This is a genomic window from Pseudomonas flexibilis, assembly GCF_000806415.1.
GTDB lineage: Bacteria > Pseudomonadota > Gammaproteobacteria > Pseudomonadales > Pseudomonadaceae > Serpens > Serpens flexibilis.
Genome location: NZ_JTAK01000004.1, coordinates 230182 through 245440, shown reverse-complemented (window position 1 = coordinate 245440; position 15259 = coordinate 230182). Strand labels below are relative to the sequence as shown.

The window sequence follows — 15259 nt, the reverse complement described above, 5'->3', positions numbered from 1 at the left end:
GGGGCCCTAGTTTGAAAAATACTGGCGCAGCAGCAGGGTGCCGTCGCGCTGCGTGAATTCGAGTTGGCGCAGGGCGCTCATGCCCAGCAGCACCTGGTCGTTGCCCATCCCCGGGGCGATCAGTGCGCGTACGTCGGTGAGCACGATGTCGCCCAGCTGCAGGCGTTCCAGGCGCGTGCGATAGCCGGTGGCGCGGCCGTTGGCGGTGAGCAGCTCCATGGGCGCGCCGCGCTCCAGGCCGAGCGTCTCCACCAGCGATTCCGGCACGGCGACGTCGGTGGCGCCGGTGTCGAGCAGGAACAGCACCGGCTGGCCGTTGATGCGCCCGCTGGCGCGGAAGTGGCCGTGGCCGTCGCCTTGCAGGCGCACTTCGATATGGCTGGCGCTGTGCAGCGAGGCCGGCGCCGGGTTGGGGTTGTAGCGCGACTCTTCCCACTGGGCGAAGAAGCGCGTGGCCAGCAGCATGCCGGCGCCCCAGGCGAGCAGCAGCATGATGCGCCCCAAGCGCTTGCCGGGTGGTGCGCTGCTCACGGCGTCGCCCCCCAGCCGCCTTCCGGTGCGGCGAAGTGCCAGAGCATTGGCCGGCGCTCGCCGTCGCCCCGCGCCAGTTCGCCGTTGTCGATCAGCACCCAGGCGCCCTTTGCGTCGAGCCACAAACCTTCCGCGACGCCGTGTGGCGCCCCGTAGCGGCGGTCCTCGCCGAGCGTGGCATCGGCAAACGACCAGCAGCGCTCTGCCTGGCCGGTGGACAGCGAGCGCCGGCAGATCTGGTGGGTCATGCGTTCCAGCGTATAGAGGCGCTCTTCATGAAAGGCCAGATCGCTGAAGTCCAGCGGCTGCGGACGGGTCAGGCCGCTCTGCGCGGGCGGCGGTTCGAAGCCCCCCTCGCTGAGCAGCACGCAGCCGCCGTTGCAGCTCCAGTCGGCCTGCTGGCGATGCAGCACCAACAGGCCACGGCGCTCGCGCTCGGCGGCCAGCCACAGGCGCTGGCTGGCCGGGTCGACCGCAATGCCTTCGAGAAAGGCGTTGTGGCGCTGCAACAGGCCGGCGCCCCGGGCCTGACTGATCAGCGCCGGCGGCAGCTTCAGCCAGCGGGCCGGACCGACCGGGGGAATCATCAGCACGCCGAGGCTGGCCTCGCTGACCAGGTAACGGTTACCGCTGCCATCGCAGGTGATGCCCTCGAAATCCAGCATGCCGCCGCGCACCCAGCCGATCAGCCGCTGGCCCTGCCGCAAGCCCCAGGGCAGGCCGGAGGGTGGCGGTGGCGGCGCGCTGAAGCGTTCTTCCTCGACGGTCCAGCTGTGCTCGCCGGGCACCAGGCGATACAGGCGGTCGTCGTCGCGGTCTGAAACCGTCCAGAAGCCGTCGCCGCACCAGGCGAGTCCCGACAGGTTGCCGCGCGGCACGCCATCGACGGGATGCTCGCCTGCCAGTTGCAGTTGCTCGGTGGCGGCGACAGGGACCGCACCGGCCAGCAGCAGGCCGGCCAGCAGCCAGCGGCGAATCAAACCGCGACCTCGGCCAGGTTGCCCTTGCTTTCCAGCCAGCTCTTGCGGTCGCTGGCGCGCTTCTTGGCCAGCAGCATGTCCATCACCTGCCGGGTGTCCTCGAAGTCGTCCAGGGTCAGCTGCACCAGGCGGCGGGTATTCGGGTCCATGGTGGTTTCCCGCAGCTGCGGCGGGTTCATCTCGCCCAGGCCCTTGAAGCGCGTGACCTGCGGCTTGCCGCGGCGTTTCTCGGCGGTCAGGCGCTCGAGGATGCCGTCGCGCTCGGCCTCGTCCAGGGCATAGAAGACGTCCTTCCCCAGGTCGATGCGGTACAGCGGTGGCATGGCCACGTAGACGTGTCCGGCCTCCACCAGGGTGCGGAAGTGCCGCACGAACAGGGCGCACAGCAGGGTGGCGATGTGCAGGCCGTCGGAGTCGGCGTCGGCGAGGATGCAGACCTTGCCGTAGCGCAGCTGGGACAGGTCGTCGGAGCCCGGGTCGAGGCCGATGGCCACGGCGATGTCATGGACTTCCTGGCTGCCCAGCACTTCGCCGCCGTCCACTTCCCAGGTGTTGAGGATCTTGCCGCGCAGCGGCAGGATCGCCTGGAACTCCTTGTCGCGCGCCTGCTTGGCGCTGCCGCCGGCGGAGTCACCCTCCACCAGGAACAGTTCGGCGCGCAGCGGGTCCTGGCCGGCGCAATCGGCCAGCTTGCCGGGCAGCGCCGGGCCCTGGGTGATCTTCTTGCGCTCGACCTTCTTGCTGGCCTTCAGGCGCCGGCCGGCGTTGCTGATGGCCAGCTCGGCCAGCTGCAGGCCCTGCTCGGGATGGGCGTTGAGCCACAGGCTGAAGGCGTCCTTGACCACCCCGGAGACGAAGGCGGCCGCCTCGCGGGAGGACAGGCGTTCCTTGGTCTGGCCGGAGAACTGCGGCTCCTGCATCTTCATCGACAGCACGAAGACGATGCGTTCCCAGACGTCCTCTGGCGCCAGCTTGACGCCGCGCGGCAGCAGGTTGCGGAACTCGCAGAACTCGCGCATGGCGTCCAGCAGGCCCTGGCGCAGGCCGTTGACGTGGGTGCCTCCCTGCGCGGTGGGGATCAGGTTGACGTAGCTTTCCTGCACCGCCTCGCCGCCCTCGGGGAGCCACAGCAGCGCCCATTCCACGGCTTCGCGCTCGCCGGCCAGGTTGCCGCAGAAGGGCTCTTCCGGCAGGCGGGCGAACGCGCTGACGGCGTCGATCAGGTAGGAGCGCAGGCCATCCTCGTAGCACCATTCGATGCGCTCGCCGCTGTTGCGGTCGTCGAACACCACCGACAGCCCGGGGCAAAGCACCGCCTTGGCCTTGAGCACATGCTTGAGGCGGCTGACCGAGAACTTCGCCGAATCGAAGTACTTGGCGTCCGGCCAGAACTGCACGCTGGTGCCGGTGTTGCGCTTGCCGACCGTGCCGATGATCTCCAGGTCGCTGGCCTTGAAGCCGTCGGCGAAGGTCATGCGGTATTCGTTGCCGTCGCGGCGCACCCGCACTTCCACGCGGGTGGACAGCGCGTTCACCACGGAAATGCCCACGCCGTGCAGGCCGCCGGAGAACTGGTAGTTCTTGTTGGAGAACTTGCCGCCGGCATGCAGCTTGGTGAGGATCAGCTCGACCCCAGGCACGCCCTCTTCTGGGTGGATGTCCACCGGCATGCCGCGCCCGTCGTCGATCACCTCCAGCGAATTGTCGGTGTGCAGAATCACCTGCACGCTCTTCGCATGCCCGGCCAGCGCCTCGTCGACGCTGTTGTCGATGACTTCCTGGGCCAGGTGGTTGGGGCGGGTGGTGTCCGTGTACATGCCCGGGCGCTTGCGCACCGGATCGAGGCCGGAAAGGACTTCAATGGCGTCGGCGTTGTAAGTGGCCATGGGCTCTCTAGTTCGTCAAAGATCGGAAAAATCGTGGTCGCGCCACAGGCCGGGATCAAAGCCGGCGAAGGCGAGCAGCGCGGGCAACTGAGCGGCAAAGCCCTGGTAGCTGTGGTCGCCACCGGGCTGGATGCGCAGCGCGCAGGCCCGGTACCAGGCCTGGGCCTGGCGGTAGTCGAGGGTCTCGTCAGCGGTCTGCAGCCACACCTGGAAGCGCCGCGGGTCTTGGGGTGCGGGCACTTCCAGTGCGGCCAGCGCCTGGATGTGCTCCAGGGTCAGCTGCCAGGTTTCGCCGCTGTAGAGGTTCTGCTGCGGACCGAGGTAGCCGTCGAAGCGCGTGTGGGGCAGCACGGCCGGGTTGATCAGCAGGGCCTTCAGCCCGTGGTGCTCGGCCAGGTGCGTGGCGTAGTAGCCGCCCAGCGAGCTGCCGATCAGCAGCGGCGCGCCCAGTTCGGCGATGGCCTGCTCGCACTGGGCGATGGCTTCACGCGGGTGGTGATGGAGGGCCGGCACGCGCAACTGCCCGGCGACGCCCAACTGCTCGCAGGCATGCACCAGCTGGCGGGCCTTCTTCGAAGCCGGCGAGCTGTTGAAGCCGTGCAGATAGAGGAGGGTGGGCAGTTGGCTGGCCATGCGCGCGTTCGATAACGGAAGTGGGGTGGGTGGGCAAGGCTAAAGCGCACAGGCACGCGCTGCAAGCCGAGTCCGGCGCTGCCTGTATCGGCCGCGCCGGGATGCTCAATAGCCCCGCACGTTGTAATCGATATCGAAGGCGATGCCCTCTACCCGCGAAACGCCGGTTTCCAGCTCGCCGTCCGGGTGCAGGCGCAGCCAGCGATAGCCCGGTGACTGGTCGCCGACCTTGAAGTGATCGCTGCCCGGCGCGAACTGCACGCAGGTGGAGGGCGAGCCCAGCAGACGCACGCCGGAGCGCATGGAGTCGAATTCCTGATGCACGTGGCCCCAGAGCAGGGCGCGTACCTGCGGCCGGCTGTCAAGCACGGCGAACAGCGCCTCGGCATTGTCCAGGCCGATGCGGTCCATCCAGGCGCAGCCGATCGGCACCGGGTGATGGTGCAGGCAGATCAGCGCCGGGCGCTGCGGCTGTTCGTCCAGCGCTCGCGCCAGCAGATCCAATTGGTTGTCGCACAGATGGCCGTGCACCGCGTCCGGCACGGCGGTGTCCAGCAGCACGATGCGCCAGGCGCCGCAATCCACGACGGGCTCGAGGAGCGGGCTGTCGCCGGCGATGCCGCGCAGCGGGTCGTGCAAGTCGTGGTTGCCGGGAAACGCGCGCAGTGGCGCGGGAATCCGCGCGGTCATCTGCAGAAAGGCCTGGTAGGAGGCGCCCGAGCCGTCCTGGGACAGGTCACCTGTGGCCAGCAGCAGGTCGATGTGCGGCTGCTCGTCAAGCACCCGGTCGATGACCCGCGCCAGGCTCTCGGCGGTGTTCATGCCCAGCAGGCGACCGCTGGGGTCGGCGAAGAGGTGGCTGTCGGTCAGCTGAACCAGCGATACCGGGGCATCCGGTGTGGAGTCAGTCAGGCTCGGCAAGGCATGCGCTCTCGTGCAATGGAGTCGGGATTATCGAGATGGGCAGGGGTGCCGGCAAACCCGAAAAGCGGAAGTGGTTCACACCATGAGGGGGCGGAATTGTTACAGAACCGGCTCCAGTTCATGGCCGAGCGCCTGGCAGTGGCTCAGCCATTCGCCGAGGAACAGGTTGAGCTGGGTCTTCTCGTCCGGCTGGTGCATGGCTTCGTTGGGGTAGGGATAGCGACCGAGGAAGCGCCGCGACTCGGCAGCGCCGACTACTTCGGCCATGCGTGCGTCGTGGTACACGCGTACCTCCAGTTGCGGCGCCGGCAGCCAGGGCAGGCCGTTTTCCTGGCGCACGCGCAGGCTGGTGGTATAGGGGCAGTTCTCCAGCACGTCAACGGCCAGCACGCCGAGCAGGTGCTCGCCCTGGCTCAGCGCCACGCGGCGTACGCGCGGGCTGGCGGTGCGCATGTCCGGCAGCAGCTTCATCAGGCGCTGGTAATTGGCTTCGCAGCTGGCCTGCAATTCGCACAGGTCGACCCGATAACGTTCGCGTCCGGTCACCATCAACTCCAGGCACCCCGCACTTCGTCGCGATTGAGGGCCAGCCACTGCAGGGCGATCAGGCTGGCGGCGTTGTCGATCAGGCCGTCCTTGAGCGCGCGCAGGGCGTCCGCGTAGGACAGCACATGCACGCGGATGTCCTCGCCTTCCTCGGCCAGGCCGTGCACCCCACCGGCGGCGCTGCTGTCGCAGCGGCCCAGGTACAGGTGCACGCGTTCGTCGGAGCCGCCGGGCGACGGGAAGTACTCGGTGATCGGCCACAGGCGATCCAGCGTCAGGTCGGCTTCCTCTAGAGCTTCGCGGTGCGCGACCTGCTCCGGCTGTTCGCCTTCCTCGATCAGGCCCGCCACCAGCTCCAGCAGCCAGGGGCTGGTTTTCTTGCCCAGCGCGCCGACGCGGAACTGCTCGATCAGCACCACCTCGTCGCGCAGCGGGTCGTAGGGCAGCACGCAGACCGCGTCATGGCGCACGAACAGCTCGCGGCTGATCAGCGGCCCCATGCCGCCTTTGAACTGGCGATGGCGCAGGTGCAGGCGATCGAGACGGTAGAAACCGCGGAAGCAGTGCTCGCGTTGCACGACTTCGACCGCGTCGGCATCGGCCTTGAAGAAATCGGACATGAAAGCCATCCAGGCGCAGTGGGAAAACTGTCGAACATCCTAGCGTGACCTGGTGTCGGCCGCAGCCACTTTGCCGATGAGCGACGGCGTGCCAAGCTGAATGACCTTCAATGCCGGTCAAGGGATTCGCCACATGCCTAAGCTCCTTGTGCTTGTCAGTTTCCTCCTGCTCAGTGCCTGCCAGTTGCTGCCCCTGGGCGGGCAGGCGCGTTATGAACGCCAGGCGTGGGAGGAGCGGCCAGCCGGTTGCCGGGGCGAAGCCTGCCCGCTGGTCAACATCGACACCCTGCATTTTCCCGACGAGCCCGCGCTGGATCGGCTGATCGAACAGCGGCTGCTGGAAATGACCCGCCTGCATGCCAACGATCCGCTGCCGGCTTCGCTGCGTGAGTATCAGCGCAGCTACCTGAGCGGCGCCGAGCCGGAGCAGACCAGCTACCTGCAGGCGCAGGTACGCGAGCAGCATGACGGGCTGATCGTCATCGAGCTGTCCAGCTACCAGTACACCGGGGGTGCCCACGGCCTGCCCGGACGGGGCTTCATCAACTACGAGCGGCGCGGTGATCGCGAGCTGCAGCTGGCGGATCTGCTACTGCCCGGCCAGGAAGCCGCGTTCTGGTCGCTGGCCGCCGAGGCGCACCAGCGCTGGCTGGTGGAGAAGGGGCATGCCACCGACAAGGAGTTCGTCGCCTTCTGGCAGTTCCAGCCGACCCGCAACATCGCGCTGCTCAGCGACCGGGTGCTGCTCAAGTATGACGTATACAGCATCGCGCCCTATGCCAGTGGCCATCCGGAACTGAGCATTCCGAAAGAGCAACTGCGCGGCATTCTGAAGCCGCAGTATCTGTAGGGCGTTGCTCTACAGCGTCCAGAAACAAGAAAGCCCGCACGAGGCGGGCTTCTTGGGGCATCTGGAGCCCATGGGCGGATTTGAACCGCCGACCTCTCCCTTACCAAGGGAGTGCTCTACCCCTGAGCTACATGGGCGAATGGGCGCGCATTCTAGTCAGGTGTTTTTGGGAAATCCAGAGAAAAATTAAAGGGTTGGGAAAATGCTTTGCCGTGGGAGCGGCTTCAGCCGCGATGCTTTCGTGCGGGTCGACGCCAGAAGCATCGCGACTGAAGTCGCTCCTGCAGGTCCTGCCAGGCGCTTATACCTGCTTGTAGATCACCGAGCCTTCGTCGCGGAAACGCCCGGCCTGTTCGGCGAAGCCGGCCTCGATGGCCTTCTGCTCGTCGGTCAGGCCGTGCTCTGCGGCGTAGTCGCGCACTTCCTGGGTGATCTTCATGGAGCAGAACTTCGGCCCGCACATGGAGCAGAAGTGCGCCACCTTGGCCGACTCCTTCGGCAGCGTCTCGTCGTGGAAGGCGCGCGCGGTGTCCGGGTCCAGGCCCAGGTTGAACTGGTCCTCCCAGCGAAACTCGAAGCGCGCCTTGGACAGGGCGTTGTCGCGGATCTGCGCGCCCGGGTGACCCTTGGCCAGGTCGGCGGCGTGGGCGGCGATCTTGTAGGTGATGATGCCGGTCTTCACGTCATCCTTGTTCGGCAGGCCGAGGTGCTCCTTGGGGGTGACGTAGCAGAGCATGGCGCAGCCGAACCAGCCGATCATCGCGGCGCCGATGCCGCTGGTGATGTGGTCGTAGCCGGGGGCGATGTCGGTGGTCAGCGGGCCGAGGGTGTAGAACGGCGCCTCGTCGCAGCATTCCAGCTGCTTGTCCATGTTCTCCTTGATCAGTTGCATCGGCACATGGCCCGGGCCTTCGATCATGGTCTGCACATCGTGCTTCCAGGCGATCTTGGTCAGCTCGCCGAGGGTTTCCAGCTCGCCGAACTGCGCGGCGTCGTTGGCGTCGGCGATCGAGCCCGGACGTAGGCCGTCGCCCAGCGAGAAGCTGACATCATAGGCCTTCATGATTTCGCAGATTTCCTCGAAGTGGGTGTAGAGGAAATTCTCCTGGTGGTGCGCCAGGCACCACTTGGCCATGATCGAGCCGCCCCGGCTGACGATGCCGGTGACGCGCTTGGCGGTCAGCGGCACGTAGCGCAGCAACACGCCGGCGTGGATGGTGAAGTAGTCCACGCCCTGCTCGGCCTGCTCGATCAGGGTGTCGCGGAACAGCTCCCAGGTCAGCTCCTCGGCGATGCCGCCGACCTTCTCCAGCGCCTGGTAGATGGGCACGGTGCCGATCGGTACCGGCGAGTTGCGGATGATCCACTCGCGGGTTTCGTGGATGTGCTTGCCGGTGGACAGGTCCATGACGGTGTCCGAGCCCCAGCGGATGCCCCAGGTCAGCTTGGCGACTTCTTCTTCAATCGAAGAGCCCAGCGCCGAGTTGCCGATGTTGCCGTTGATCTTCACCAGGAAGTTGCGGCCGATGATCATCGGCTCGAGTTCCACGTGGTTGATGTTGGCCGGGATGATGGCGCGGCCGCGCGCCACTTCCTGGCGCACGAACTCGGGGGTGATTTCCTTGGGAATGGCGGCGCCGAAGCTCTGTCCGGCGTGCTGTTCCTTGAGCAGGCCGGCCTCGCGGGCCTCGGCCAGCTTCATGTTCTCGCGGATGGCGACGAATTCCATTTCCGGCGTGATGATGCCCTTCCTGGCGTAGTGCATCTGGCTGACGTTGTGCCCGGCCTTGGCGCGGCGCGGATTGCGCACATGGGCGAAGCGCATGGCGGCCAGTTCCGGATCGGACAGGCGACGCTGGCCGAACTCGGAGGACAGGCCCGGCAGCTTTTCGGTGTCGCCGCGGTCCTCGATCCAGGCGCTGCGCACGTCCGGCAGGCCCTTGCGCACGTCGATGCTGGCGGCCGGGTCGGTATAGGGGCCGGAGGTGTCGTAGACGGTCACTGGTGCGTTGCTCTCGCCGCCGAAGGCGGTGGGCGTGACATCCAGGCTGATCTCGCGCATCGGCACGCGGATATCGGGGCGCGAGCCCTGGACATAGATCTTGCGCGAACGCGGAAAGGGCTGAACGGACTGCTGGTCGACCCGGGCGCTTTCACTCAGGTGCTGGGGGGTGCTGTTCATCGGCGGCTCCTCGGCTGAATGTCGGAGCGAACCTGATGCAGCGGCGAGGCGGCCCGGAGACCGTGGGGTGAACACCGATGGGGTGTCCAGAGGTCCGCCGGGAGGCAGACACATCTTGTTCCCTACGCAGGCGCTAACCTGATCAGGTTCAACGGGATCCGGAACTGTCCGATCTCAGCCCACGATTCTGGGCACCCCGACAAGAACAGCGGGGAGTCTACGCAAGCCCTGGCACAAACTCCAATGCTGTCGCGTCATGGCCATTGACCCCCGTCGACCGACCCACATAGCCTTGCCGATCTTCAGGCATTCAGGAACGAACATGCTGCGTAGACTCACTCTCGCGTTCGCCATCTCGGCCGCCCTGCCAGGATTGGCCGTGGCCCAGGAGCCCCTCAAGAGCGACCTGCTGAGCGTCTATCAGCAAGCCGTGGAGAACAATGCCGATCTGGCGGCGGCACGCGCCCGCTATCAAGCCGTGCTGGAGCGGATTCCCCAGGCCCGTGCCGGGCTGTTGCCGCAGTTGTCGGCAGGGGCGTCCTATACCGATACCGACTCCGAGGTGGACACCGTCTTGCGGGGGCGTCAGTCAGTGGGCGCCAGTGCACTGGTCTATCAGGCGACCCTGAGCCAGCCGTTGTTCCGCGCCGATCGCTGGTTCCAGCTGCAGGCCGCCCAGGCGAGCGGCGAGCAGGCTGGCCTGGAATTCTCCGCCAGCCAGCAGGATCTGATCTTCCGCAGCGCCGAGGCGTACTTCGCGGTGTTGCGCGCCCAGGACAGTCTCGCCGCAGTGAAGGCCGAGGAGGCCGCGCTCAAGCGTCAGCTGGACCAGGCCAACGAGCGTTTCGAGGTCGGCCTATCCGACCGCACCGACGTGCTGCAGGCGCAGGCCGGGTACGACTCGGCGCGCGCCGGTCGCCTGCTGGTCGAGCGCCAGGTGCGGGACGCCTTCGAGAACCTCGAGGCGCTGACGGCGCGTCCCTACAGCCGCCTCGACGGTATTCGCCACAGCCTGCCGGTGCTTGCACCGGTGCCCAACGAGGCCAGCCAGTGGGTGGAAACCGCCGCCCGCCAGAACCTCAACCTGCAGGCCAGCCACTACGCGGTCATCGCCGCCGAGGAAAATGTGCGCCAGCGCCGCGCCGGTCATGCGCCGACCCTGGATGCCGTGGCTCAGTACCAGACGGGGGACAACGACGGCCTGGGATTCAGCAACGCCACGGACGTCCCCGGGCTAAGTCTGCCCCGCTACGCTGGCGATGCCTCGCGAAGCAGCATTGGCCTGCAGCTGAACATCCCGCTGTTCAGTGGCGGCCTGACCACCGCCCAGGGCCGTGAGGCCCAGCAGTTGCTGGCCCAGGCCGAGCAGCAGCGCGAAGGTTTGCGCCGCCAGGTGGTGCAGAACACCCGCAACCTGTTCCGCGCGGTAAACACCGATGTCGAACAGGTGCAGGCCCGGCGCCAGGCGATCATCTCCAGCCAGAGCGCGCTGGAGGCTACCGAAATCGGCTACCAGGTGGGCACCCGCAACATCGTCGACGTGCTGGATGCCCAGCGTCTGCTGTACGCGACCGTGCGCGACTACAACAACGCCCGCTACGACTACATCCTCGACAACCTGCGCCTGAAGCAGGTGGCCGGCACCCTCAGTCCCGCCGACCTGCAGGCGCTATCCGCCTACCTGCAGCCGGACTACACCCCGGACCGCGATTTCCTGCCGCCCGACCTGGCGCCCAAGCGGCAGGGGCCGGCGCAGCTGTAGCCGGCGAGCGAGAAAACCGGGGAATTCCCTGTGGGAGGGGCTTCGGCCGTGGGTGGGGCTGCCGTCGCGGCCGAAGCCGCTGCTACGAAAGCCATCCGGCCTCGTGGCAAAAACGGCAAGCGCCCTACGCCTGTCCTTCGCGCAGTTCGCTGAAGCGGCCGAGCTGGCGCTCGATCAGCGCCGGATAGGGCGGCAGCAGGCTTTCCACGCAATAGGCGCCCGGCGGGTTGCTGGTCGGGCGCAGGCGTGCGCGCTCGCGAATCGGCGCGGCGACCCCCAGCTGGGCGTCGGTGAGCAGCAGGGTGCGGCTGTGCTGGGCCAGTGCCAGGGCCTGCTGGGCCGGTTCGCTGAGTAGCAGATCGCCCTGGCCGATGCGCTCGGGCAGGGCGCCACCGCACAGGCTGAGCTGCAGCTGGGGCACCTGGCCGGTGTCGGCCATCTGCAGCTGCAGCGAATGGCCAAGCGCGCGCAGCAGTTCCCCGCAGCACAGCGCATGACCCAGGTAGTCGTCGTCATGGCGCTGATGGAACAACACCAGGCTGCTGCCGTCGCGCAGGATGTGCAGCTCGCCCTGGTAGAGACTGCTGGCCTGCTCCAGGCAGTGCCGATAGCGGTCCAGCAGGTCGACCAGGCGCTGGCGGGGCAGACGGCGCAGCTGATCCTGCTGGCCGATCTGCACGGCCAGCACGGCGCAGGCACTGGCATCGGAGCGGGCAGCCAGGGCAGGGGCGGCGAGATCCTCGTCGAGCGCCACCTCGTCCAGATCCAGAAACGGATCGTCCTCGTCCAGGCTATGGGCCATGGCGCGCTGTGGGCGCGGGTTGCCCGGTTCGGGTTGCCAGGCCGCTTCGAGCTCAGGCTCGTCATCCAGGGCCAGCTCCGGGTCCGCCTCCGGGTCCAGGTCAAGCTCCTGCTCGGGTTCTGGCGCGGGCGCGGGCTCGGGGAGCGGGGCCAGGCGCGCCTGCAGTGAACGCGCCAGCTCGCCGATCTCGTCCTGTCGCTGCGACCCAGGTGCCAGCCCCTGGGGATCGCGCACCCAGTGGCCGAGCGCGATCAGTGGGTTGGCCAGGCTGCGGCCCGCCAGCAGCGACAGCCAGAGCGCGGCCGCGAGCAGGATCAGGCTGAGCAACGCCATGCTCTGCAGGCCAAGGCTCAGGGGTTGACGGAAATGCTGCATGTCCAGGCTGATGCGCAACTGGCCGGCGAGCACCTCCTGGAAGCTGATAGGCGTGGCGAACAGGCCGTCAGTGGCGTCAGCCGGCCGGCTGCCGGCTTCGGCGAGGATGCGGTTGTCCGTGCTGTACACGGCGGCGTGGGCTACCAGCGGGTTCTTCACCAGATTGCCCAACAGCACGTTGAGGCTGAGGATGTCGTTAGCCACCAGTAGGCTGGTGGCCGTTGCTGCGGTCTGGGTGACCAGCGTCTGGCCGACCACATTGGCCTGTTGCTGGCTGGTCTGGCGCAGCTGCGTGCCGATCACCCAGGCGTACAGCAGCAGCACCAGGGCCACCATGCCCAGGCACAGGCCAGTGATGCGCAGGGGAACGGACAGGGTACGCCCACTCAGGGCGTCGAACAGTCGCAGGAACAGGTTGTCGGGTCTCACGGGCCGCGCATCTCGGCGATATAGGTCGCGGGAGTATACGGAATGCCCGGAGGCTGCCAAAGCACCCTGACGTGAATTGTGTCAAGGCTAAATGCCACCATTTTCGCGGGGTCTGGCGTCTCGCCCGCTGTGCGTCGGCATACCTTGCCGGCGCTTGGGGTAGAATGCGCGCCTTTCCGTTGCCCTTCGTCATGGGAGCTGCGCCTTGCGCGAAATCGTCCTGATCAACATCACCGGGGAAGACCGCCCCGGGCTGACCGCCGCCATCACCGGAGTGCTGGCCCAGGGCGGCGTGAACATCCTCGACATCGGCCAGGCCGTGATCCACGACACCCTGTCGTTCGGCATCCTGGTGGAGATGCCCGACAACGAGCGCGCCTCCGCAGCGCTCAAGGATGTGCTGTTCACCGCCTACAAGCTGGACCAGCAAGTGCGCTTCACGCCGGTCTCCGAGGCCGACTACCAGCACTGGGTGAACGGCCAGGGCAAGCCGCGCCATATTGTCACCCTGCTGACTCGCCAGGTGACTGCCGAGCAGCTGCACCGGGTCAGTGCCATCACCGCCAAGTACGACCTGAACATCGACCATATCGACCGCCTGTCCGGACGCATGCCGCTGGACATGCCGGTCGAGCGCGGCAAGGGCTGCATCGAGTTCTCGGTGCGCGGCGAGCCGGCCGATCCGGATGCCCTGCGTGCCGAGTTTCTCAGCGTGGCCCAGGAGCTGAACGTGGACATCGCCTTCCAGCGCGACTCGGTGTTCCGCCGCAACCGCCGTCTGGCGGTGTTCGACATGGATTCCACGCTGATCGAGGCCGAGGTGATCGACGAGCTGGCCAAGGCCGCCGGCGTAGGCGAGCAGGTGGCGGAGATTACCGAGCGCGCCATGCGCGGCGAGCTGGATTTCCGCGCCAGCTTCAAGGAGCGCCTCGGTCTGCTCAAGGGGCTGTCCGAGGACGTGCTGGCCGAGATCGGCGCCGGCCTGCGCCTGACCGAGGGCGCCGAGGTGCTGTTCGCCGAGCTCAAGCGCCTGGGCTACAAGACCGCGATCCTGTCCGGCGGCTTCAGCTACTTCGCCAAGCAGCTGCAGGCCAAGCTCGGCATCGACTACGTGTTCGCCAACGAACTGGAGATCGTCAACGGCAAGCTGACCGGCGTGGCCATCGAGCCGATCGTCGACGCCCAGCGCAAGGCCGACCTGCTGCGCCACCTGGCGGAAAAGGAAGGCCTGAGCCTGGAGCAGACCATCGCCGTGGGCGACGGCGCCAACGACCTGCCGATGCTCGGCCTGGCCGGCCTCGGCGTGGCCTTCCGCGCCAAGCCGCTGGTCAAGCAGTCGGCCAAGCAGGCGATCTCCACCCTGGGGCTGGACGGCATCCTGTACCTGCTGGGCTTCCGCGACCGCGACGGTCAGGAATAGGCCTTATACGGATGTGGGGCGGCCCTGCGGGGTGGGCGGTGGACAAGAAAAGCGTTGTCCACCCTACGGGTCGGTGGCCGCGCGTAGGGCGATCGGCGCCTTTTCGCCGCCATGTGTGCACCGCCCCCGGTGACCCCACTCAGCCCAACCGCTGATCCGGCGCATAGGGCGTCGGATCGATCGAAGGCGCGCGCCCCAGCATCAGATCCGCCAGCAGGCGGCAGGAGGCCGGCGCCAGCACCAGGCCGTTGCGGAAGTGCCCGCAGTTCAGCCACAGCCCCGGATGGCTGGCCAGTTCGCCGATGAACGGGATGCCGTCCGGCGAGCCCGGCCGCAGGCCAGCCCAGTGGCCGACCACCGGTGCGTTCGCCAGATCCGGTAGCAACTCGGCGGCCGTGGCGCGCAGGCTGTCCAGGGCATTCTCGGTGGTGGATTTGTCGAAGCCGCAGTATTCCAGGGTGCTGCCGACCAGGATGTGACCGTCGCGGCGCGGGATGGCGTAGCGGCGACCCGCCAGCACCATGCTCGGCAGGAAATCCGTGGCGCACTTGAACAGGATCATCTGCCCGCGCACCGGCTGGACCGGTAGCTGCACGCCCAGGGTGGCCAGCAACTCGCCGCTCCAGGCACCGGCGGCCAGCACTACCTGGTCGGCGCGGTATTCGCGTGCTGCCGTGCGCACGCCGACCACTCGCCCGCCTTCCTGCACGAAGCCCTGCACCGGCTGCTGGCTGTGGATCTCCACGTGGGCCAGGCGCTCCAGCGCCACGCGCAAGGCCTTCAGCAGGCGCGGATTGCGGATGTTGGCCACCCCCGGCATGTACAGCGCACGCTGGAAACGGTCGGCGAGGGCGGGGATGGTCCGCCGCACATCGTCGACCGGCACCCGTTCCAGGGTTCGCTCGAAACGGGCGGCCCAGGCCAGAGCCTGCTCCTCGTCCTCAACATCCATCCAGTACAGGCCGGTCACGTGCAGCTCGGGATCGACTCCGCTGTCCTGCAGCAACTGCGCCGTCAGCGCCGGGTAGGCGTCCTGCGCCTGCAGGGCCAGCGCCTGCACCGCCGCCGGATACCGCCACGGATACAGCGGCGAGACGATGCCACCCCCCGCCCAGGATGCCTCGCGACCCGGCTCGCCGCCTTCCACCAGGGTGACGCGCAGACCCGCGCCGACCAGCTTGTAGGCCGTCAGCAGGCCGATGATGCCGGCGCCGATTACCAGAACGTGTTGCACATTTCTCTCCTTGGGCGATTCAGCGAAGTGATCTGCTTGACGGGCCGTGGCCATGGTCTAACAAGGACGGGTCGGTCAGGAAGGC

General features: G+C 67.5%; 13 protein-coding genes, 1 tRNA gene and 1 riboswitch. Of the genes, 3 read left to right on the top strand and 11 right to left on the bottom strand.

Annotated features, from left to right (window positions below; genetic code table 11):
* Positions 1-6 precede the first annotated feature (6 nt).
* The 7 genes from PT85_RS10380 to PT85_RS10350 form a co-directional block, all read right to left on the bottom strand.
* On the bottom strand, positions 7-531 hold the full coding sequence (locus PT85_RS10380; protein ID WP_039606599.1) for a retropepsin-like aspartic protease family protein: 525 nt from the start codon (positions 529-531) through the stop codon (positions 7-9).
* The gene (locus PT85_RS10375; RefSeq protein WP_175444353.1) at positions 528-1511 is read right to left on the bottom strand and encodes an esterase-like activity of phytase family protein; all 984 of its coding nucleotides are present in this window, start codon (positions 1509-1511) and stop codon (positions 528-530) included. Before PT85_RS10375 ends, PT85_RS10380 begins: the two co-directional genes overlap by 4 nt.
* Positions 1508-3397, bottom strand: a complete 1890-nt coding sequence (parE, locus tag PT85_RS10370; protein ID WP_039559259.1) for a DNA topoisomerase IV subunit B — start codon at positions 3395-3397, stop codon at positions 1508-1510. Before parE ends, PT85_RS10375 begins: the two co-directional genes overlap by 4 nt.
* A 15-nt stretch (positions 3398-3412) precedes the next feature.
* Positions 3413-4030: a YqiA/YcfP family alpha/beta fold hydrolase gene (locus PT85_RS10365; RefSeq protein ID WP_027589046.1), complete on the bottom strand. Its 618-nt coding sequence runs from the start codon at positions 4028-4030 to the stop codon at positions 3413-3415.
* Between the two features lie 105 nt (positions 4031-4135).
* Positions 4136-4951: a 3',5'-cyclic-AMP phosphodiesterase gene (cpdA, locus tag PT85_RS10360; protein WP_039559262.1), complete on the bottom strand. Its 816-nt coding sequence runs from the start codon at positions 4949-4951 to the stop codon at positions 4136-4138.
* A 102-nt stretch (positions 4952-5053) separates the two neighbouring features.
* Positions 5054-5500: a DUF1249 domain-containing protein gene (locus PT85_RS10355; RefSeq protein ID WP_407681088.1), complete on the bottom strand. Its 447-nt coding sequence runs from the start codon at positions 5498-5500 to the stop codon at positions 5054-5056.
* Between the two features lie 2 nt (positions 5501-5502).
* A complete protein-coding gene (locus PT85_RS10350) occupies positions 5503-6120 on the bottom strand; it encodes an NUDIX domain-containing protein (protein WP_027589043.1) in 618 nt (205 codons plus the stop codon).
* Positions 6121-6253: 133 nt separating this feature from the next.
* Between PT85_RS10350 and PT85_RS10345 the strand changes: the two genes are divergently transcribed.
* Positions 6254-6970: a DUF3298 and DUF4163 domain-containing protein gene (locus PT85_RS10345; RefSeq protein ID WP_039559264.1), complete on the top strand. Its 717-nt coding sequence runs from the start codon at positions 6254-6256 to the stop codon at positions 6968-6970.
* A gap of 62 nt (positions 6971-7032) precedes the next feature.
* On the opposite strand, the gene PT85_RS10340 is transcribed toward PT85_RS10345, so the two are convergent.
* Together PT85_RS10340 and thiC are read right to left on the bottom strand one after the other, a co-directional pair.
* Positions 7033-7107: transfer RNA gene (locus PT85_RS10340), tRNA-Thr, on the bottom strand.
* Positions 7108-7271: 164 nt separating this feature from the next.
* Complete coding sequence (gene thiC / locus PT85_RS10335) at positions 7272-9152, bottom strand: phosphomethylpyrimidine synthase ThiC (RefSeq protein ID WP_027589041.1); 1881 nt, start codon at positions 9150-9152, stop codon at positions 7272-7274.
* 102 nt (positions 9153-9254) lie between these two features.
* Positions 9255-9361: riboswitch (TPP riboswitch) on the bottom strand.
* 113 nt (positions 9362-9474) lie between these two features.
* Here thiC and PT85_RS10330 point away from each other — a divergent pair.
* A complete protein-coding gene (locus PT85_RS10330; protein ID WP_039559267.1) occupies positions 9475-10914 on the top strand; it encodes a TolC family outer membrane protein in 1440 nt (479 codons plus the stop codon).
* Between the two features lie 124 nt (positions 10915-11038).
* Here PT85_RS10330 and PT85_RS10325 read toward each other — a convergent pair whose 3' ends face one another.
* Positions 11039-12520 carry a histidine kinase gene (locus tag PT85_RS10325; RefSeq protein ID WP_039606598.1) on the bottom strand — a complete coding sequence of 494 codons (1482 nt, stop codon included), beginning with the start codon at positions 12518-12520 and terminating at the stop codon, positions 11039-11041.
* 205 nt (positions 12521-12725) lie between these two features.
* Here PT85_RS10325 and serB point away from each other — a divergent pair, with 205 nt between their 5' ends.
* Positions 12726-13940 carry a phosphoserine phosphatase SerB gene (gene serB, locus PT85_RS10320; protein WP_039559269.1) on the top strand — a complete coding sequence of 405 codons (1215 nt, stop codon included), beginning with the start codon at positions 12726-12728 and terminating at the stop codon, positions 13938-13940.
* Positions 13941-14079: 139 nt separating this feature from the next.
* Here serB and thiO read toward each other — a convergent pair whose 3' ends face one another.
* Positions 14080-15174, bottom strand: a complete 1095-nt coding sequence (gene thiO / locus PT85_RS10315) for a glycine oxidase ThiO (protein ID WP_039606597.1) — start codon at positions 15172-15174, stop codon at positions 14080-14082.
* Between the last annotated feature and the right edge of the window lie 85 nt (positions 15175-15259).

Coding starts and splice junctions, on each gene's coding strand:
- parE (WP_039559259.1), bottom strand. CDS start 3,397: ATGGCCACTTACAACGCCGACGCCATTGAAGTCCTTTCCGGCCTCGAT.
- PT85_RS10365 (WP_027589046.1), bottom strand. CDS start 4,030: ATGGCCAGCCAACTGCCCACCCTCCTCTATCTGCACGGCTTCAACAGC.
- PT85_RS10350 (WP_027589043.1), bottom strand. CDS start 6,120: ATGTCCGATTTCTTCAAGGCCGATGCCGACGCGGTCGAAGTCGTGCAA.
- PT85_RS10345 (WP_039559264.1), top strand. CDS start 6,254: ATGCCTAAGCTCCTTGTGCTTGTCAGTTTCCTCCTGCTCAGTGCCTGC.
- thiC (WP_027589041.1), bottom strand. CDS start 9,152: ATGAACAGCACCCCCCAGCACCTGAGTGAAAGCGCCCGGGTCGACCAG.
- PT85_RS10330 (WP_039559267.1), top strand. CDS start 9,475: ATGCTGCGTAGACTCACTCTCGCGTTCGCCATCTCGGCCGCCCTGCCA.